The sequence below is a fragment of the Algoriphagus aquimarinus genome (assembly GCF_900112005.1).
GTDB classification, from domain to species: Bacteria; Bacteroidota; Bacteroidia; order Cytophagales; family Cyclobacteriaceae; genus Algoriphagus; species Algoriphagus aquimarinus.
In genome coordinates this window covers 178,959-200,758 of record NZ_FOKK01000001.1, presented here as the reverse complement: position 1 = coordinate 200,758, position 21,800 = coordinate 178,959, and the positions used below count along the sequence as shown (strand labels likewise).

The 21,800-nt window shown below is 42.9% G+C and carries 11 protein-coding genes; all 11 read right to left on the bottom strand.

What is annotated here, in order from left to right:
* Positions 1–86 precede the first annotated feature (86 nt).
* On the bottom strand, positions 87–4,169 hold the full coding sequence (locus BM291_RS00885) for an eCIS core domain-containing protein (RefSeq protein WP_092894287.1): 4,083 nt from the start codon (positions 4,167–4,169) through the stop codon (positions 87–89).
* A 1-nt stretch (position 4,170) separates the two neighbouring features.
* Positions 4,171–4,359: a hypothetical protein gene (locus BM291_RS00880; RefSeq protein WP_092894286.1), complete on the bottom strand. Its 189-nt coding sequence runs from the start codon at positions 4,357–4,359 to the stop codon at positions 4,171–4,173.
* Positions 4,356–5,621: an ATP-binding protein gene (locus tag BM291_RS00875; RefSeq protein ID WP_245786746.1), complete on the bottom strand. Its 1,266-nt coding sequence runs from the start codon at positions 5,619–5,621 to the stop codon at positions 4,356–4,358. The genes BM291_RS00880 and BM291_RS00875 overlap by 4 nt, the downstream gene beginning before the upstream one ends.
* A 77-nt stretch (positions 5,622–5,698) precedes the next feature.
* Entirely contained in the window at positions 5,699–7,261 is a 1,563-nt protein-coding gene (locus BM291_RS00870; RefSeq protein ID WP_092894284.1) for a contractile injection system tape measure protein, read from the bottom strand.
* Positions 7,261–10,902 carry an Ig-like domain-containing protein gene (locus BM291_RS00865; protein ID WP_092894283.1) on the bottom strand — a complete coding sequence of 1,214 codons (3,642 nt, stop codon included), beginning with the start codon at positions 10,900–10,902 and terminating at the stop codon, positions 7,261–7,263. The genes BM291_RS00870 and BM291_RS00865 overlap by 1 nt, the downstream gene beginning before the upstream one ends.
* An 11-nt stretch (positions 10,903–10,913) precedes the next feature.
* A complete protein-coding gene (locus BM291_RS00860) occupies positions 10,914–15,149 on the bottom strand; it encodes a hypothetical protein (protein ID WP_139229019.1) in 4,236 nt (1,411 codons plus the stop codon).
* 10 nt (positions 15,150–15,159) lie between these two features.
* Positions 15,160–18,549 carry an acetate and sugar kinases/Hsc70/actin family protein gene (locus tag BM291_RS00855; RefSeq protein ID WP_092894281.1) on the bottom strand — a complete coding sequence of 1,130 codons (3,390 nt, stop codon included), beginning with the start codon at positions 18,547–18,549 and terminating at the stop codon, positions 15,160–15,162.
* A complete protein-coding gene (locus BM291_RS00850; protein ID WP_092894280.1) occupies positions 18,546–18,959 on the bottom strand; it encodes a GPW/gp25 family protein in 414 nt (137 codons plus the stop codon). Before BM291_RS00850 ends, BM291_RS00855 begins: the two co-directional genes overlap by 4 nt.
* Before the next feature lies 1 nt (position 18,960).
* Entirely contained in the window at positions 18,961–19,239 is a 279-nt protein-coding gene (locus BM291_RS00845; protein WP_092894279.1) for a PAAR domain-containing protein, read from the bottom strand.
* A 2-nt stretch (positions 19,240–19,241) separates the two neighbouring features.
* Positions 19,242–20,996 carry a type VI secretion system tip protein VgrG gene (gene vgrG / locus BM291_RS00840; RefSeq protein ID WP_092894278.1) on the bottom strand — a complete coding sequence of 585 codons (1,755 nt, stop codon included), beginning with the start codon at positions 20,994–20,996 and terminating at the stop codon, positions 19,242–19,244.
* Positions 20,989–21,789 carry a CIS tube protein gene (locus BM291_RS00835; protein WP_092894277.1) on the bottom strand — a complete coding sequence of 267 codons (801 nt, stop codon included), beginning with the start codon at positions 21,787–21,789 and terminating at the stop codon, positions 20,989–20,991. The genes vgrG and BM291_RS00835 overlap by 8 nt, the downstream gene beginning before the upstream one ends.
* Between the last annotated feature and the right edge of the window lie 11 nt (positions 21,790–21,800).

The following is a 21,800-nucleotide window of genomic DNA, read 5'->3' as shown; positions in this document are numbered from 1 at the left end:
CTAATGAGGGATTTCCAATAAAGGGCAGGTTGAATTGAAGTATTAATTATTTGAAATTAAAGCACTCTGAAGTTGATTTAAGGAAGTTACTCTCTAGGAGTACCAAGGGAAATTCTTGGGTTAGAACTTAAAGAACTAGCCCTAGTCTCAATTTCTGCTTCTGGTATTCCAGCAGCTCTTAAAAATGTTGAATACTGACCGAATCTTTGGCCTCGAGAAGCTCTAACCTGAAGCATTAGTGTCACTTGATTACTTGTGAGACCTGTTGTTCTGATGATTCGATCTTGATCATTATCATGATTCAAATAGACAATTGGTTCTCCCGACCTCGACACATAATAGGAGCTAGGTGTGCGTTCAACTGGGTTTGCAACAGGAAGGTCCACAATAGTATGATCTCTTTCAAATTGATCATTCGCGTTTTTTTTCAATGTATATGCCTTTGTAGTAAGAGTTTGAGGGACGTTCGCTTCAGCGTCAACAATCTGTTTTTTGTCAACTTTACTTTGAGCATCATCATCGCTAGCATCAATTTCAGCTTTTATACTGCTTACTCCTCCATTAAACTTTTGAGAAGAAGGATGTACGGAATATTCAATCACTGCACCCGCATCAAAAGCTGCTTTAACTTGGTTTTCCACTGTCGATTCATGCGTACTATTTCCTTCTCGTGAAAGAGGAACCATATTTGGCCAAGTTCCAGGTCCTCCTATATTATGGTTTAATAGATGCCCTCTGATATAGTAAGATGCACCTGAGGAAGTACGCCTTTTATTAAGTTTATCATACTCGGTTTGTGCTGCCTGTGTAGGTGTAGATCCATCAGATGGCTTATTAGTTAGATGTAATTCCTTTATATCCATTGATTGCCCAAAACCTACAGAGTCAGTGCCGGGTAGAAGTCTCTCTGGTGGACCCTCAGGCCTATCGGTACCAAAAAATATTTCAACCAAAGGTCTTAACTCTTGGAGTAATTCCTGAATTCTATTTTTCTTGGCAGTAGTAGCTATTTCTTGCTGTTCTTCACTTAGACTTCTGTCAATTCGCCTTCTTTTTTCCGTATCAATTTCCTGAGCTTTGCTTAGAGCCACCTGTTTAGCCTCAGCTTTTTCAGGATTATTATTAGCCTCTACATTACCTATAAAGGTTTGGAATTGAATAGGATTGCTAGCAATCATTAATTGCTGATTATCTTCATCTCCTTCCAAATAAATGGCATGTTCATGTCCGTCAGGTGCTGTAAATGTCACTCTGGCATTCCACCAATTCATTACAGCGTCCACCGCATTCCTACCCATTTCCAGCAAAGCTCCTCCTGCGGCGATTGCCCTATCTATAAGCCAATCAATCGCAGCATTCACCCGATCTCGAAGCCCTCCGATCATTTCAGCGATTCTTGCGCCCAATCCTCTAAGTCCCACCTGGTTTGCCAAGAAGCCAATGGCAATTGGAATTGCTCTTGCCAAAGCATTTTCTAGGTAATTTGCCGCATCGCCAATATTGCCACGTGCGATATTGGCTACCCCAGCTACGAAGGAGTTTACTATTTCCAGCATTTCTCGAAGCTTCTCGATAAAGGATTGAATAGCCCGGTAGAATGCTATAAAACTATTCACTACTGCCATTATGCCCGTAGGATCTAGCATGGAAAGTAGACGAGTCGTGACCTGTGTGATAATTTGAGTAACCACCCAACTCTGAACTTGCTCTAGCACCATTGTCCACAAATTGCTTAATTGCTCCTGCACATATTCCCAGATCGCAATCGGTCCACGTTCCCAAACATCCTTGATGAAGGTCCAAATGCCCGACAGCGTATCGATCGCTCCTCGGATCTGAGCAACCCGCTCTGGTCCAAGCTTCAACTCCAAACGCTCCCAGACATTGTCCATGGTAAGGCCTAGCACATCAAGTACAAAACCCAAGATGCTTTCAAAAGTCAAATCAGCCGGAGGGTTTATTCCCGCTGATGTCAATTCACCAAATAACCAATCCCGTAATCCGCCTAGAAGGTGAGTCAGAATATTTTCAAAGAACTGTACAAAGCCTTGTTTTACCGCACCTAGGAGATTTCGGAGAAAGCCTATTGGATCCCTCTTGATATCTGCAAATGCGCTTTGAGCATTTGCAATAATCTGCTGTACCGTTTCAATAGGGAAGTTCATCACTACCAGAATCACCTCGACCAAAATTTGAACTATCGTGACGACAAAGGCAAAAAGTCTTCTAACTGGGTCTGCCAAAGTTTCGACGATTCTGAGGAAAGCATCTATCGGGTGGAATACATCCTGAATGGAAAAGCTGTTCCAAAGACCAAGGAAAAGCCCTGTGATATATGGCCAAGAAAAGTGGAGTGTAGCGACAGCTTCATCAATTCTGGAAACAGTTTGTTCAATGGCGCCGGTTTCTTGCATCTGTTGGAATTGAGCCTCACCGCCTGGCATCAAGCCCATAAAACCGCGAATAAGATTGACAGTAGTTCTTGGAACCACTTCTTCAGTGAAAGGATCTTTTTCTAGAATCACTGTAAGCAAATGGAAGCCTTGCTGCTCTCGGGCATAGGCAGAAAGCATGGAAAGAAGTGCTGTCTTGATAAACTCCAGTACCTTGATGGCGACATTTGCTGCGAAGGTAAATACGCGCGTGGTAAATGGGGTGAAAATGGCTACTGTACGCTGAAATGCACCAATCGGATCTCTTATATCCTCCAGAGAAAAAGCATTCCAAGCGGTTTCAAAAAGTGCTCGGACTTCCGCAAAACTGAAGTTAAGCGCAGCCAATTCTCCATCAATCCAATCGGCAGTTTCTTGAATAGTTCCTTCAGCCCGCATTCGCTCCAGCTCGCTCTCTTTGCCGATAAGAATTAGGAAGTCCTCAATTTTTTCAGCCGTAGTGGAGACAACTTCTTCTCCTGTCAAAGGATCGTGGCCAAGTAATTTGGTAAGTAATGGATAACCAGGGAAAGCTTCTGCCAAAGCCCGAAGTCCTGCCATGAGAGCATCTTTGATCAGGGTGAAAATCTGATCTTTTACTCGACCAGCAAAGGTGACAATGTCCCGATAAAGTTGTCCGAAAGTCTCATCAAGGATTCTAATATTTCCATCCCAGCCTTCTGTAAGACCCATTCTATCCCAAGCTTCCTCCAAGGTATCTCCCAATCTGTTAGAGGTGAGATTGAGGGAGGCCATCTCCCCTTGAACCCAAGTGAAAGCATCGTTGATGATTCCCAGTTCAGTCAGCTTATTGAATAAGAGCATTCCAAAAACTGGAATCAAACCGAGAAGTCCACCAAGTAGATTTGGTCCATTTCGCTCCACGCTTCTTCCAGCTATCGGATCGTAACCGATGATTACTGTCAAAAGAGAATATCCTGGGATATAGCTGGCAAATCTTGCTAATCCTTCTCGAGCAGCCCATGGCAAGCGCTGAACCTGGGGTTCTGCGGAACTTATTGACTGGTTTGGCATTCTCTGAATTGGCGTAGCCCCCTGCTGCACAGTATGCGTCAACTCATGCGCGAGAAGATGTTTGCCGTCTGAAGTTTCAGGTTGATATTTTCCTTCGTTGAAGTAAATATCATTGCCATGTGTAAAGGCTTGAGCCCCTAAAGCATTGCTCATTCCAGCCGCCTGAGACCCTGTGTGAACGTTTACTCCACTAAAATCGGCACCAATCTTCTGCCCCATTTCAGCTTGGACAGGTGCTGGAAGAGATTGACCTGAGCCTTTGCTCTGAGTGATTTGGGATGAAATCTGAGGAGAGGCTGTTGGAGCACCATCTGGCGAAAGTTGGATGGTTTCTTCCTCTTCTTCCTGCCTTTGAATAGTTTCCGATGAATCCGGACTGAGCTGTATAGTTTCCTCCTCTTCTTCCATCGCACTAAGCTGGAGAATAGCGTTACTTTCAGTAAAAGGCATCATTTGAAGCGTCTCCTCTTCCTCCTCAGCCTGCATTTGAAAAGTTGACTCTGAACTCGAGGCTGGACTCATAGCCATTGCTGTAGCAGCATTCGACGGAGACATTACCACATGATTTGCTACCGATTCAGCTTCTTGTTCGTATTTGTCCCCTGGAGGTCCGATCTTGAGGCTTGGCTGAACCACATACCTTCTACTGCTACCACTTCTTGATGGCATAGGCAAAGGCTTACGTTCAGCTACTGCGCTCATTTCATTTCTTGCTTTCGGTTTTCATAGGAGAGGCCGCTGCTAGCGGAGTCATAGGTTCTTGCTCCTCTTCCACTGGAGTCATTTTGACTTCCTGCTTTTCTTCTTTGGCAGCTTCTTTATCCTCTACCAAGACTACTACAGGCTCGTTTTCATTGTCCTGCTCTTGCTGTTTTCTGACTTTCTTCCTCATATCGTCCTCCCCATTTTATGGTATTCCCTTCGAATTCCTTCACGGATATCGCCGAGTTGGATTGTAGTACTTTCTTTATCCAAAGCCATCAACAGGCTATGTTGGATCACCTGAATGATAGAGCCGCCCGAAAGCTCAAAGCTCTTCGCCAAGTCTTTCAGATCGATTCGTTCCTCAAGTTGGACACTGGCTGGAAATCCTTTTTTCCAAAGCATTTTCCGCTCTTCTGCCTGAGGCATTGGAAAAAATACAGATGCTTGGAATCGTCTCATAAAAGCTTCATCCAAGTTGTTTTTGAGGTTTGTTGCCAAAATCACTAAGCCATCATAATCCTCGATTCGCTGGAGTAAATAGGAAACTTCCTGATTTGCATAGCGGTCATGCGAATCGGATACGGAGGTTCTTTTCCCAAAAAGAGCATCGGCTTCATCAAAAAACAGAATCCATCCTTTGCGCTCCGCTCGATCAAAAATCTTTGCCAAGTTTTTTTCTGTTTCTCCGATATATTTGGACACCATTCTAGAGAGATCGATTCTATAGACATCTAAGCCTAGTTTTTGACCAAGCAGAGTTGTTGTCAACGTTTTTCCTGTTCCAGGAGGACCATAAAAAAGTGCTTTGAAACCAGGCTTGAGCTTTCGATGCATTCCCCATTCCTGAAGTAATTTGTCTTTGTGCTTAAGCCAGATTTCTATCTCGCGCAGTTCATCGGAGGTGTGTGGATTAAGCACCAAATCATCCCAACTCATTTCAGTTTCCAAAAGCTGGGCGGGGAAATCAGCAGAGAAATCTGGCTTTCGCACTTTTCCACTCGTTATTTCCTGAAGTGTATCCCTCGAGATATTCAGAGCTCCGTTGAGATAGGGATCATCCGAATCTGTTTCGCTGAGTTTGAGATGACCTTCTTTGAATAGAATAGTATCAGAGCTGAGTAAGCTGAGGTATTTGAATCGTTTTTCCAGATCACTTCCGGCAAGTATAAAAAGGACTGTTTCTCCAGTCGGAATAAACCCATTGTGATTCTTGCCTTTTCTTCCACCAAATTCCGTGAAAATCTGTTGAGTCAATTGATTTTTCCCCATGAACATATCCAGCAATTGAGGCTTGATATGAGGAACAGCTGCTAAAATTAACAGGAATCGTTCCGCTTCATTTAACCCTAGTTTATGGACAATATTGGCATATGAGCTAGAGTTTTCGGGAATTGAAGGAGCAGGGATTTCCAATACTTCACGAATGCTTGTGCCGGAATTTGAATTCATAGTTGAGCGGGCTTTCAGAATGCTCTGCAGCCAGTCTAATTCAGCTTGAATTACCTTTGCGTTAGTTGAGTTTTGACCTACCATTCTACATAAATTAATTCCTCCATCCAGGGAAGCTTGATCATTCCTATAGTCCAGGGTAATCTATCCAGGAGTATGTCAAAAGGCAGCCGCTGTATCTGGAGTTGATAGCCTTTTTGGACTCTGCGTAATGCTCCTTCGCGTGGAAAAAAACCTTCTGCGATCATCTTTCCCGAGTTACTTTTCAATGCCGTCCATTGGGTCGCCATGCTTTCTAGAAGTAATTCAATCTCCTGCCTTTCAGATTTGTTGATTTTGGGAATTGGCTCTAATGCCGCAGCAGGAAGCAATCCACAGAGGAGTTTATTCAGTGTCAAATCACTTTCATCGAAGGCCTCATCAGAGCCAAGTATAGCTTGGAGTAAGAAAACTGCTTTTGATTGGGCTTGATCAGAAATGAATTTTCCTGACTTCACGAGTCCCAGATTTTTAAAGAATCTTGGTAAAAAAGCAGCGGTCAATACTAGGCCTGCATTTGTAATAATGATTGTTTCATCAAGTTCAGGAGCTTTGCTAAGCAGTTCATTTTGCTCCATTCTTTCCGTTCTTTCCTGCTTTTTGAGTAGTTCTGCGAATGTGGATAAGTCTTGAAGTTGATCTTTTGATGCATGCAATTCTTTGACAATTGCTTTCCAAAACTCATTTCCCTGAATCAGCGAAGCCACTTTAGGATCTTTGCGGAGAGCGGTCAGATTTTTTGGATCTACTCGCAAGCTTTGCCCTTTTACCAATCGGTCCTGATTTAGAATAAAGGCAAGTTCATAAATGAAGAGCGATGCTTCTTGAGCAAGTTTAGGATCAGTTGTGAAAACCAAGTTTAACCCTTGTTCCAGATGAGTTGAAAAATCACTGCTTTTGCCAAAGTGTGAATACAGGACAAGTGACTTTAAGCGGAAGTGAAGTTCTGTTTTTCCTAAATGCGTTAGATGATTCAAAATGAATTCAACATTGCCTACTTGATGAAAAGATGCCGGAAACATGAGTCGGATAATTGACTCAAATTGCTTTTCCGCCAGGATTGCTGCCAGTCTTTGAGCCATAGAGTAGGTCAAAGTTTTCTTTTCTAGCCAAGAGTGTAGGAGTGACTTTTCAGTTTTGAAAACTGATTTTAATAGCTCGGGAACACTGGGATTATCAGTTGTTGGCGCCCACCAAGGAAATCTTCCAAAATTCAGAAAGTACTCAAGTAGCTCCCAATTGGTAGAGTTTTTGGTTGGCGAGGTCAAATTCGGACTTTTCGTAAGTGGTGTTTTTGAACTCGGTGAAAAATGGAATCCCTGCTCCACATAGAATTTTCTAAGCTGATTCTCCAAGGCATCTCGAAGCCTGTCTCTCATCAGATCTTTTGGCAGGTCAGCTGGGATTCTACCCAAATCCAGTTCGAGCTTATCTATCCTTAGTGATTTTGATATGGGATCATACTCATCTAAAACTTGCTCCAGAACAGGGATCAATACATTGTTGTATCGATCCTGAAGCAGCTTTTGCCCTTCAAGAGCCGAGTGTTTGTCGCGGAACTCAGCTTCGATGACTTGTGTCTGTATAAGATGCGAGCCCATTATTTCCCAAGGATTTTATCTATTAATACTTTCTTAGTGTCATTGCGATTGAAGGAGGTTGAGTTCTTTTCAAGAATAGTCGTAAGCGTATCTTTTTTGAGAAGTGTTAAGTCCTTTTCAGTTAATCCTGAATCTGGTATCGCGGCTTTATATGTTTCCTCCAACACAGTTTTATCTGCAGTTGCGAGATAAGAAACTCGGTTAGAGTCAAGGATTACCTTGATCTCATCCGCTGTTAATATATCGGCAGTCACTCTACCTACAATCAATCGCGCTCCGCAATTAAGACGCTGGTATTCCTCAATGGCATTCGCAAATTGCTCTGGTGTGAGCCCTCCAACATTAATCCCGACACTTTCCAAAATCATTTTTTGGAGGTCTACATTTTTGACTGTAGTCTCTCGAAGTTCGGTGGATGTGAAACCGGCGGTACTTCTCAAGCTTTCTAATAGGGTAGTAATCACCTCAGGAAGATTCCCTGATGGCTTGGCAAGCTTTCTGTCTTTTGCGACTGCTCGGATGAAATCTTCCCTCCAGCTTGAAATAATATTGATGGAATAGCACTCTTTCGCTGGCTGAACGCTTGGAACCATCGTCACATTGGCCACTGCTTGGCTACATATTTCCACCTCTTGATTTTCAAATCCATCGAATTGAAAGAGCAATGTTTGACCAGGGGATTGGAATTGAATTCCATAGTTTCCTGAACCATCGGTGAAAGTGACTATGTCTGAGCCTATGACTGTCACTTTTACTTTTGACAATTCTGCTCCAGCTACATTTCTCACCTTACCGCTTACCGCCATAGAGGTACATCCTGGTGTCACAATGGCTCCGCAATTTTTTCCTTGGTGATCAAGAATCGCCTGTTCCTGCTGTTCATAGGTCATTTGATCTGTTGCTATACCCAAACAGCTTAACAGTTGCATTCTGGCATCTTCTTCTTCCAAAACATTACTTCTGATTTCCTCACTGGAGAAGCCTTTTGACTTGCGTAGACTTTCGAGTAACAATTCAATCGCTCGTGAATCAGGCTCATTGGAAGCTTCTATTTGTCTAATATTCAAAGTCTCTCTTACTCTATCGATTCCCCAACAAGTGAGCACCTCGATAGAATAACATCCTTGCGCTCCTTTTACTAGAATACTAACTTTTCCCTGATCAGATTGATTGGTTTTTCGATCACGCAAGACATATTGGAAGCTATCAACACCCGTAAATCCCGGGGCAGAAGTGTATCTGAAAATATTTGTTTCAGGATCCTTTTCCACTTTTCCATTCTGAACGGAGGATGAGCCAACGGCCAAGACGTCATAGGTCCTTCCGGAAACTAGTGCATCATTTAGTGTGATCTCCAGTTTGATCGTTTTTTCCGTGTAGGCAACTGCATAGTCAGGCCTAGCAAAAGGAGGTAAGGAAAAACTTTGTTCACCACATGCCTCGAGGCAAGGAGTGCAATCGCAGCAGTAGTATGGCAAGCTGAAATCCCCGATTATGCGTTCTTGCTTTGGATCATGGATCAGGAAGAATGTTCCAGCTCTCAGTACTCCAGCTTCATGACTTAGGCCGTTATGTTGTTTTAAATAATTGGCAAATTGATTTGACTGGGCAAGTAATTGAATGCGGTTTTCGTAGCTGGTGTAAATCCGCTGAAGTTTGGTGAAGAAAAATAAATCCAAAACCCTGTATAGAATTGGAGAAAGCCTCATCAGAATCCCGTTGTAGAAATCCAGTTCTTTTTCCTTTTCAGGATCCGCTTCTATTTTTTGTAAAAGCCCTGATTCTAGAAGTGCAAAATCAATTAAATATTGAAGTAACTTTTTGTACGTGTTTTGAAAAACAGCCCAATTCAGGTCATTCAAGCATTCAGGCAAAGCATTTGACATGTCTAAAAGCAATTTCAAAACCTCCGAAGCCTTGATGTAAAATTCATTTGATGTGACATCCTCTTCTTCTATTTCATTGGCGTATTCCGTCACATAATCAAAAAGCTGCTTCAATTCCAGAATCATTCCAAGCATGAAATAGCGTTGAAATGCATATTCTTCCTGAAGGTCATTCCATCCACAATCATCAATAAACTCGGATTCTGTAGTTTCACCTAGGTGAAGAATTTCCACATGAATGGGAAGGTTGAATTGGAGAATGAGTTTTTTCAGGTGACTGAGCGTGGCGTTAAGTGGTTTATTGAGATGACCCTCAATTCTAAAAAATGGGAATCCTTCCAAATCATAGAATAGTGGAGTTTCTAAGATGCTTTTAGCTTCGGTAGCCTCCACATCAGGCTGGTTGTCGTAAGCCTGCACTCCATTTCGCTGATCACTTACCAACTGAAAATTACCTGGATCTATCCAGCTTTTTTCGAGCGAAAACCAGTTTGAAACTGTGCTCTTTGATTTGATGTCGTAATAATAAGGCAAAGCTCTATTACCAAGAAGTCCTTGTTTTTCAATTGATGGGGTGATTTTTATCGGGAATTTGTCAGATTCAGCTTTCTCTAAAATCCCCGTTTCCAGCTTTTCAATTAGCAAAATCATTCTTCTGTGTCGTTGGATACAGGTTTCTACCAACAGTTTTTGCAGGTTGAAAATCGGAGGCTGAATAAAGCCATGTCGGTATTTTAAGAACTGAGCTTGGGTTTCAGAATCAGTTTTGGCTCGGCCAAGCATCAGGTGAAGTGGGAAAAGCGAACTATCGGCCGGACAGGTGTACCAAAGCTCTAAGGCCGAGGCTCGGAATTCCATGTAGCCTTTCACCAGTTCTTTCGCAAAATCCCATAAATATTGAACCCCTCGAATTTCAGATGGATCAGCTACAAGTAGAGACTTGATTTTTGATATTTTGGCACTGAGAGATGCATTTCCAAGAGGATTTGCGAAGCCATAACTCTTACTTAGAATCGGTTGGAAAATTTCATAAGATGTCTCTAATGCTTTAAAAAAATCATCATTCAGAATCTCAGATGTGGTTTTTTGATAATGTTTTACAAATGCGCTATACTCATTTGATTCAGGATTGTTAGGGTAGAAAAAGGGCTTTTTCACGTAGAACTCCTTCAACTCTATTCCTGCTGGAAATGGAGTTCGAACGTTGGAAGATTTAGTGAGAATTTTATCCAGATCTGTTTCATTGACTACTAACCTCCGAATAGTCAGCAGTCGATCTTGTCCACGATCATCACAGGCATTTCCAAGGCAGGATTTCAGATCCTTATCAAAAATCTCTAAGAAAATCAGGACATACTTATTGTCTAAAAAGTTAGCTGGATTATTGAGTTTTTTGACCCCTGTACTGTCTTTTGGGATTTCTGTCAATAATTCAAAAAGCGAAACTTCATGATCCACATCTTTGAAAGGCTTATAATCCACACCTTCAGGTAGGGAATATGGACGATAATGAGTAGCATTGAAAGTGCCCGACTGGATCAAGAATCCCTCTGAGGTGATTCCAAGACCTTTGGAAATCTGAAGTCCTTGTGGGAAAGGCTGAACTTGCATTCCGCAGACCACACCGATGCCAATGAGTTTCGATCGAGTGAGCCTTCCTTGCTGATCCAGGTAGGCGGAGAGCTGGTTGAGCTGGGTACTGGTGAGTACTTGGCTACCTTCAAAAATCGGATAAGTTGAAATGATCTGGCTCATAATCGTCGTGGTTAGAATTCTCCTAATGATGAGGAGTTGAGAATGATGGAATTTTCCAAATTTTCGTCTTCATCACAGTCGTGAAGTGTACCGACTGGATAGACATTTCGGATTTGCGCCAAGGCATCAATCAGCCCTGCGAGTGTTTCAGCAAGTTTTTTAGGCTCCTGAGTAGTTTTTAGCGTTTCGAGTAGCCAAAGTTTCCAGGCCAGTTCCAAAGCTTTCATATGACTGGGGCTGATCCAGCATATAGTCAAAAAGACATGCGCTGGTGTTTCCCTTTTTATCTTCTTCTCTAGAAATCTCCTGAATTCTGTATTGGTAAACCGACCTGACCAATAAGGTAAAATCACATGTGCCATGCAGGTGTATGGATCGTCAAGCGTGCACACACACTCCTCTTCAGAATGCGGATCCAGTAATTTGTCTCCCAAGGTTTCAGTAATGACACCACCCATTCCATCTGGCACTTTGTACTTTCCTTTTATTTTTGGACGGAGCAAAATATGTTCAATCAAGTGCGTGCCTTCATGGGAGAAAAACTCTCGAACGAAGAACTGTTGTACCTTTTGAATTGCTTTGATGTCTGCTCCACCGAGGATTCTGAATGTGTCTCCTGATGCGGATACCACATCAAATTGTCTACTGAGAATAACAAATCCCCCCGGTTGCTCCTCCGAGTTTTCGGGATCTTCAACCAAATCAGGCCTCGGTGTTTTTTTGGTAACCAAAATAGTATTGCCGCCTTCTTCTCTGACTTGATGGATGGCGTAGTAAATCAAATGCTCAGTTTCCCCCAGCATAAATTGAACTTCAAAATCCTCATATTCTTCAAAAAGTGAAGCGTGGAGGCCTTCAATAGTGATTTGGTGGGAATTCAGATCAAGTCCGATGATTTCAAAAGCTCTTTCAAAATGAATCTGATCACTTTTTTGTGGTGCTGGATTTGCTTTGAGTTGAATAAAAGGACCAATGGCTGTGGATTCAGTGATGTTCAGTTCTATGGGCTCGAATCCAGCCTGAACCAGCCAAGAGTCTCCCCAGTCTTCATTCAGAATGGCAGTGGCAAGAGGAACATTGAAGTCTGAGTCAACACTCTTGGCGAGCACTCCACCGCGGATTGGATCAGTAACTGAGAATTTGTAAGGCGAAGCGTATGGAGCCGGATCTGTGACATAGGCAGCCTCCATTACTCCGGCAGTGCAGATTTGCCAAATGATCTCTTCCAATCTTTCTTCAGCCAACTCTTGGAGCTCGGGTTCGGAAGTAGCATCTGGAACTTCAACTTCTAAAGTTCCTTCTATAATTTTTGTTCCAGCGCCAAAAGGTGCATCAAAAAGGGCATACTCTAAGGTGTATTTCGGAGGAGCGGGAGCCAGACTAACTGTGATATCGGCCTCCCAAAATGCCTCCAATGCAAGACTTAAATTCTTTCGATTTGCGAGTGGGTTGTTAAGAAATTCAGTTCGAAGAATCTCCCAAACTTCCGTGAGTGCTAGATCCGTATCGCCTCCTGCTGTATCATCTCCAAAATCGACTTTCAGACTTTTTCCAATACTGCTTCCTTCCCAAAGCAATTCAAAATAGAAACCTACATCGCCGGTAGAAATCTGATAGTTTTCCTTACTTGCCCCAATCAACAAAGCGATTTCCAAAGCCGATGCCGCCTCTTCTTGATTCGGAAAATCACCAGTGAGTTCAAAGACAAGGACATCTGTCGAGTCCTTCACTTTAACCTTCCAATTTCCGGCAGTTTCCACAAATTCGAAAGCTGGGGAGAATCGCAGCCAAGTGGCAGATTTTTCTCGGATTCCCATCAATCCTTGGATCCGGTTTTCCAATCCTGACAAGTTCTCCCGGTGCCAGAAATGATCTCCAATTTTATAATCGAAGCCTTTTCCTCTTTCGGAAGAGATCTTTGGATAGGCATTGAGAAAAGCCATTTTGTCCTCGATCAATCTTGCCTGACCTTCAGCAGGATTAAGGCGCAATGCAAGCAAGCCGTAGTCGGTAAATTGCTCCGCAAATCTTGCAAGGAGGTGATCCAGGAAGCGATTTCTTCGGATTTGAAAGTCTGCAACAGACTCTGTTATTTCCTTTACGGTTGGCTCAAGGGCAACCAAATCCTTCCAAAGCACAGCTCCGTCTGGAGTCAGATTTTCTAAACTTTGAGAAAAATAGGTGGCGTCAATGATGGGATTTCCAAATTCATCTTTGCTATTGTCGATGGAAAATAGGTGTTTAACATTCTCGAGTTGGCTAAGATAATTCACCAAAAGCTGCTCGAAAACCATCAAATAGGCCTTCAGTTGCTGCACTTGGGGCAGATTTGGTCGGCCTTGAGATTTTGGAAGCATACCCGCTTCTGTGATTCCATAGACTAGCGGAAAATCATTTTGGATGGATTCGTAGTCTCCAGGGTTTCTATAATTTCCCTGTGGTAAGTCAAAATCCAGCTTTGGATAGTAGAGCTTCTGTTTGCGTTCGCCAGCTTTATAAGCTTCCAGTAAATCCTCAACCTTCTCTCGATTTGCCCTGAATGGTAATTCTTCTTTGAAATAAGTGATTTTAGAAAGCTCCGTATTCAATCGCGGAACGTAATAATCGTCAATCGCCAACTCAAGACACCATCTTACAGATTTTGAAGGAATAGAACCGCTGGCATTGTCCTGAGGTTTGTTGGCAATTTGTATGCTTTTGACCGCCTGCACTCCGGGTATATCCATAATTATATGGATCAAATCTGTGACATGGATGCTGGATCTTCGGTCTGCTTTGATTAGGTCTTCTTCATCTATAAAACCATGTTTTAGGAGCGGCCCTTCGAAAAGTTTTTCAGTTGGGACACACTGCGATTCTTCCCAATTCCCAAGAAATACTTGATCGTCATCCATTAAAACCGGTGAAGGAAAATTTGGAGTGAGCAGGATTTCGCAGAACTTGGAGTTTTTTGGATCTGTCTTTACTTCAAGAGCTTCATAGATTCCCACATTCCCGCCAGAACCAATAATACTCAGCTTGGATTTAGGTTTTGGATAGTCTGAAGTAGGAATTTCAATCCAGATTTTCGCTGGATTTTGTTGAATCTTGGCAATTGGAAGCGCCTCATCTTTGCAACGATTAAGCATTTCCTCCAAGCTGAAGAAATTGACTTGCGGAGAAAGAAATGCACTAATAGCCTGAAAAATCAAGGCCTCAGTTTCATTAATTGGTGCATTTGGCGAAAGTTCAATGTCTGCGCAAACGAGGATTTCCTCTACACGCAATGCATGAAAATCCACGAAATCCTCACACAGATTTCGATGTGCATGCAAACTGCTTTTTGCCTGATCAAGAATCTGTCTGATTTTGGCGACTTTCTTAAGGTATAATGCTAGGATCCCCTCAGGACTAGTGTAGGTAAAATTATTCACCTGATTGCTTAAAGCGACTAAGCCATCCAATGGATCAAGACCTTCCGCAACCAGTTTACTTCCCTTTAATTCGATGAGATTGCTGGGACTAAGGTCAAAATCCATGGTAATTCCATCCGGTAGATTCTGGAATTGAATGGAAATGGAATGCACGCTTTTGCGAATGCTAACTGGGTCTTCCCAGTCCACATTTGTAGCATCCCATCGTGGAAATTCAATCTGAATATCAATGACCACGCCCTCCAAATCTGGATGCTCGTCCACCTCGATTTCCATGCTGATCTTGTTCTCGTTCAGATCGCCTAGATTTTCGCAGGAATCAAACTCAAGCAGCACATCATATAAAATCCCTAATTGAAGTGCCTTTTCGCCGGTCGGGAATGGTTTGTAGGCTAATTTCTTCTCTTTTCGATCTGGATAAATAGGGATCTTATTGCTTTCTCGTATGATGATCCAAGCATTTTTGATTCCAGCTCGTGGACAGTCTAAATCGGCCTCATCGACGTGTTCCACATCCATGAGGAATTTTCGATAATCGTTTATCGTAACAGGAGTGGAGGGAAGTATTTTGGAGGCTGGGAAAAACTGATTTTTCAAACTGCCAGATTCATCAGCTAAGAGGTCTTGAACAGGAAAATTACTTCTATATCCCAAGTCAGTTATCGCATAGCAAAGCACTTCAAGAATCGTGATTCCGGGATCATGACTGTTGTAATCCGTCCAGATTTTTCCACCTATGCGTTGGATATAGCTGATTGCTTCTGTGCGCAAGAGCTCATAATCCATGCTTTTGATGGTTGGTTTTGCTTTCGATATGGTAATTGACTTTTCCATTAGTTCATTTTCAAAATGCTTCGTCCAAGTCTTCATTTTCCACGGATGCAATGCTTGCAGCGGGTTTTATCTCATTGTCTTCGCATAGACAATCATCAGTTTCCAAAACCTCTATGAGATGATCCCCATAAGAATTCAGTGTGCCAATCGAACCGAGTACCGACACGCCACGACTTCCTTTGGCCGCTTCCACTCGGGTCCTTGACAATAGCGCTCCAGAAACTGGATTTTTGACCAGATGATAGAGTTCAAAGCAGGTTAGGTAGTCCACATAATCCAGTTTTTCCACAAAATGGAGCACTACAGAACCGTGTAATGATTCGCTGAACGTCCAATCGAAATCCGTCTCAAAAGCCCATGGCGACAGAAAAGCCTTAAGATCATCCTCCAGTTTCCGTGCGAAAAAGCTTTTGTCTGCCCAAGAGTGAAATTTCACTTTTGTCTTTACCTGGATTTCTTCGAAAACAGGATTTACCACATGGAGAAAAACTCCAGGAGGATAAATTCTAGTGATGAATTCCCGGATTGCACCCAATTGAGCGACACTTGCTTTTGGTCGAAGTGGGTCAATGGCATTCTTGTTTTGCACATTTGAGATGATGACCAAGGTCACATTCCTCGGCGCCAAAGCACGATATTTTGTCAAATCCCCATCGTAGGAAGTATGATTGAGGCATTTCACCTGGTATACTTCAGAGAATTCTTCTAGGACCAAATGCTCATAATCCCAACTTGTGATCGCTCGTTGCTTGTGTCGGATTCGTTCGGCGATGCGTTGATAAAAGTCACTGGAGGCTTCGGCAGTTTTTCCACCAAATGATGAAAAAGGCTGCTGGATTTTATTAATGGCGCTATCTCCGATTTTAAGTTTGCTGATGGTTTCTTTCGAAATCGCCTTGCCAACTCGCAATGGGTCGTTTTCGTTTGATTCAAATTTTGTCTTGATGGCTTGGGCTAATACCGCGATAAAATCTGGAATTGCATCCGAATCCGAACTGACTGAAGCCTTCAACCAAGTAAGTTTATCTGTGAGAATAGTATGCGAGTTATCCGCTTCTCTAGGCATGGCAAAAGCCACTAATCCACTTTGAATCAATCCATTTGTTTCATCAGTCAGCAGCGAAAACTTATCAAAAGTCTTCCATTGATTTCCTGCTAAATAGCTCCATTCTACTTGCGGAACAGGTTTTTCAGGATTGGCTGAGCCATCGAGAATCTGAACCAGGAGTTGAATGTTTTGTGATTTTTGATGCTCGCTAAGTCCGATCAGTAATTCCCCCTCATCTGAATACTCTGGCAAAAGTGAAAAGCTGTCATTTTGCGGAGAGAGCTTAGCTTCGCCAAATGCTCCCATATGGAAAAATCCATCCCACTTGCTGTTTTTCAAGGTTAGATCTTCCTCAGCTGAATAGTTTAGGCTTACAGACTGGAGTTCGGGAGTATAAGGTTCTTTAGGTAGATCAATATCATCCACTGTAGTAGTGGTTGTTTTGGAAAGCGCAGCCTTTGCGAAAAGCAGCGGATATTCCTTATGTCCGAAATCAGGGGTATTTAGCTTTAATCGTAGAAAACCACGATTGGAAGCTGGAGACCATGTCGTGAAATTCTCTAGTTCAGGTTCTTCCTTAATTGAATCCCATGCGGAACCTGTGAGGTTTATTGTTTTGTCGGAATTTAGAGGAAGACTATTATTCCCTTGAAATAATGATTTGGAAGTGCTTATTGGTTTCCATGTTTTTTGATCCAAGAAATCTACTGCCGCCGTGAAACTCTGATTATTTCTGGTGCTATAGCCTGCATATTGGTCAGCAAAACCTGTGGCAGCTTCAGGCAGTCCATGCCATTTGAATTTCAACTCGACCGTTTTCGGAGATTTCCCAAAAACTTCCTTGCTTCCAATATAGAAATTGGAACCTTTAACCGATCTGAAACCAAAGGGTTGAATGTTTTTTCCAATCGGTAATACGGTCTGATCATTTTGAAGAATAAGATTTTCTATCCCTGTCACATCGATAGAAATCGACGCTTTCGACACCTCGCAGTCTTTCAGGATTTCATAACCATAACTTTGAATTGTATTCGCCAGATTAACTTTCATGACTGGTGAATTTGTTTGAATTCGCTGGATCAATACTTCCTGGTCATAATTAACTACCGCCGGGTCTTCTGGCAAAAGCATGCAATTCAGAATCAAATCGATTCCATTTGCGCCAGAAATAAGTTTATGATTTGTGTGGCGGAAAGAGTAGCGGAGATCATTGATTTTGTCTTCACCTATTCCCCGTACTGCCATCACCTGATTAATGGTAGAAAAGCGCTTCGTGCTGAAAGAATCTCTTCGGCTCAGGATATTTTTTGCGGTTACTTCTCCTATGTCATAACCCTTGAACGGTCGATGGATTCCGAATTCAGGATCATCGATTACCGGACCTACTTGAGGTTCTAAGCCAGCGATGTCATGCCAAGTTTTCGCATTGTTTAGAAATGCCAGAATCTCTGCATCCACATTCTCTTCGGTCATTTCCCATCCGATCGTTGCTCGGATCCATTCTTTGGCTCCACTAAGCCAAATCTCGAAGGTGTCATCCAAGGCCAGCGTCCGCAATTTTTCCAGCAAACCCTCGGTAGGTTTAAATCTGATTTTTAAGGAGATTTTGCGTGTGCCTTCTCCCATCAATAAAATAGGAGATGCAAAGGCAAAGCCTATCGTTGCTATTTCCCGATCGGGATTTGGAAAGAGCTTTGAAGGTGTACCAAAAGTCTTCCATTGCATTTCATCCGTTAGGATTTCAGCACCCAGTCCATCCGCAGAATTGGCAATTGGAGATTTATATAGTCTTCCATTTTTGTCCTTATACAAACTCATCAAAGCGGTGACCTCAGCCTTATTGATAACATTTTGATCAGTAGACTGAAAAAGAATTTCTTTACCCAGATCATCCTTTCCTGCTTTGAAAGCTGTGTTTTTGGCTAAAAAGTGTTCTTGAATATGCTTTGCCAGTTTGAGAATCAAATAAACTTGATCTGACTCCGAAGGCTTTTCTTTCAGTCGAAGTACATCGCGATAATAGAAATCTAAATGGCGTTGGGTAAGGGTATTAATGTCTTGCTGCGCAAAATTGAAAAGCTTCAAAAAAGCGAGGAAAAGGGCAAAATGCGGATTGGTTAACTGATTTTCCTGAATCTTTTGATCAAAAAAGCCAGACCAATCATCCCCTGACCAAGGGTTCTCATTCTTTATAAATTTTAATTCAGCAGCAATCTTTACTGCGAATAACTGCAAGTCCTCCATTTTCCGCTCATCCACACGAACATAGTCTGGCAAGAGACCTTTAATCAGTCTCTGTGCACGGCTAGTTCCGTTGCCGGGAAGGGTTAGATCGTTGCAGTCTTTACTCATAGTTTCAGATCAGTTGCTTCTGTGAATAAATAAGGGTACACCAAGTTTCTTCGGTTGTTGGTGGCGATAATTAGGTATTCGACCAGCACTTCGATTCTGCCTTCATTGTAATCTGGCCTTAGGTCTATATCCTCAGTTTTTACTCTAGGTTCATGGAATAGAATCGCCTTTTTGATCCGGTTGGCGATCATATTTGCGGTGGTCACATTCAATGCTTCGAATAACAAGTCCTCCATATTCGCTCCGTAATCCGGACGCATGATCCGCTCTCCAAGCGTAGTGTTGAGGAGTATGACCAGACTCTGCTGAATATCATCCTCATCTTCGGCCATATGCACTTGCTGGCTTTCTGCGCTGAAAGTCACTGGAAATGCCCAGCCTCTACCTAGAAATGAATTATTGTCTTCCATGCTATCCTATGATTACAGTTGGTTCTCCCACAGCGGCAGAGGCTCCGCATACGCAGGAGTCTCCAACTCTTAAAGCAGGTTTTCCACCAATTAAAACTGTCCCACTGCCAGCGATAAAAGGGCTCACTGTGGGTTGATGGGCATTTGGCGGAAGTGAGCAGACATGATTATCGCCAATTACTGCCGCTGGCATTCCGCCTATTAACACAGTAGCTTCTCCTGGCCCGATGATCGTTCCTCCATGAGTTGTTGTATCTGTTAACCTCGCTGCTGCTGGCATAATTAGTTTATTTGGACAAGTGATCCTGAAATAGCTGTCATGCCTCCTGAGGAGACTTCTGCTCCTGCCGAGCCTTCCGCTTTGAACTCAGCAGATGCTTTGATTTCTATATTTGTTCCTTCTAGAGATATATCCCCAGAAGCTTTTAGAATGAGATCTGCACTGCTTTCTATGGTAATTCCATCCGCGTTCATGCTGATCTTGTTTCCATTTTCATCCTCCAGAAGAATTGCTCCTTCGTCATCTGTGAGCAGTATTTTATTTCCATTTGGTGTTTCTATGGAAATCGTCTTTTTGTCGTCATCGAAGAGGAGTTTCAGCTTGTCTCGAGTGATAATCCCTTTTTCGTGATTGTCATCTTTTTCCTCAATTGGGGAAGGTTTGCTGCTGCTATGCAACATTCCTAAAATCACTGGATCGCGCGGGTCTTCGTTGATAAAAGCGACGATCACTTCATCTTCAATTTCTGGCCGAAAATAAAAGCCGCGCTCATTTCCGGCATCTGGCGAAGCAAACCTTGCCCAGATTCCTTCTTCATCTTTGCTCACTAAAGGGAGCTTAACCTTTATCCGATTTTCCCCATCAGGGTCTCCTTCGAGAACCGTAACAATCCCAATGTGGAGGCCTTTGATTGCAGGGACTAAGCCCGAAGCAGGTTCATCGATGATGTCGTCATATTGTTGTGCAAACCATTTTGGATCGAGTCCGAGTCCCAAATGAGTAAACCATTTTTGACTGGGAGAAATCTCATGATAGACTCCAGAAACAAAAGCTTTTCCATTGAAGCGATTTCCGAAGCCTTTTAACTCGACCATATCACCTGGCTTTACTTTATTATCTCCGAGGATTTTCACTCGCCCTTGGATTTTCGAAAGCCGGCTTCTCATCAGTCCAGCATCCGTCCAAGCTTGGAGCTCTTCATCAGCCAATAAACCTCCATGTTGCATTTGAAATGCTTCCAGTCCTATTACTCCTGCCAAATCGTCTCCGCTTATATCTCCCTGAAAATCCATGGAAGGATCGGCTCCCTCTTTTTCAGTGACTTCTTGCTTGATGAAATCCCAGCTAAATCCTTTTGTGGCCGCGAATTGCTGTCTGGCATCCATCTCTGCCTCAAACTCCACCACATTGTCGCCGTATTGTAGTTCGATCACAGGATCGGCAGTTGTCTGTGGTTTTTGAATGGTCACTTTCCCTGCTTCTGTTGTAGCTATTCTGCCATTTGCGTCAGCTCTACTAAGGATAAAATCCCAGTCAGTCGAATGGTATTGGACGATCTCTGCATGAGATAAATCGGTGCCTTCCACTTCAGCTTCAAGACTGGAGTATTTTCCTATGAGCTCTTCCATCACATCGCTGTCAGAGCTGTCAAAAAAGTACTTATTCTTTCTTCCGACAGTCATCTTGATTACAGGATCACGAAGCTCAATAACTAGTCGTGATGCCTTTTCGGAATAGATTTCTAGACCGTGTTTGATAATTATTCCCTCGAAAATTGGTTCCTCTAGATTGTGATATCCCGCGTCTATTCGCAGGCTTACTCCAGGCTTGAACAAATCTCCTTCACTCCATTGAAATTCCCCGGTTGCGATGTCACCATCGAAAAGCACCAGTTTTGCCATGGGGATTTTGTTCACAGATTTGCGCACAGCAATCATCGCCACTCCCACGGAAGGTGGAAGCTCCTGACCTTCAGAAAAGACTTTGAAGGTGGCTAGATCGAGTTGCGTTTGCGCAGATGTGGAGGATTCAGGCATTTGAAGTTTTGGCTAAAGGTGGAAAAATGAGCTTTTGGCCAGGGATGAGTTTCCTGAAATTGCCTAGGTTATTCGCCTTGGCCACTTCCAAGTAATATTCCTGAGTACCATAAATCCTCTTACACATTAGGAGTAAAGTGTCACCAGCTTTGACTATTCGCTCATGAGTCAGATCTGGGGAAGTTCTCGCTGTGGTGGCAGCTTGTTCCTGACGAGAAAGGGATTGGTCAAAATTGGCTGTAACTGTGGCTCTGATTGGAAGCCCTGAACTGTTGAAAAGCTTGTAATTGATTGTAGCTGTGGCAAGCACTCCGCGGAATTGGTAGGCGCCCCAGTTGATCTGTAAGTAGTTTGGTTTGTGTGTGTCTGACTGGATGTTTTGCGTGATATCAAGAAATTTACGAATCGCACGATCTACATGTCGGTCTTGATTGATTAGCTCGATTGCTGAGATTTTGTTGCCAGAGATGCTTTCCAAATTTGGCTTATCATCACCTAGATAATCAAAATTGGTATCTCCTGATTTATCCTCACTGGGTGGGGAAGCCGCACTTGCATCAAAGAGGAATTCGAAAGAAACGGAATCTGACTCAAGTGTTCTGAATTGATATTGTTTGCCATCAGAAGGACCTTCTTCGGGAATCCATTTGGACTTAAATTCCTGGCTAAAGGCTGTAGGGTTATACATGACCACATAAGTCGCAGTGGACTCGTTGTAGTTTTCGTCCTTGAAAGCCGTGATTTTCAGCTTTTCTAACCCTCCTTTTTGAGAAAAAATATCTGACAGTGACATTTAGCTAAGTT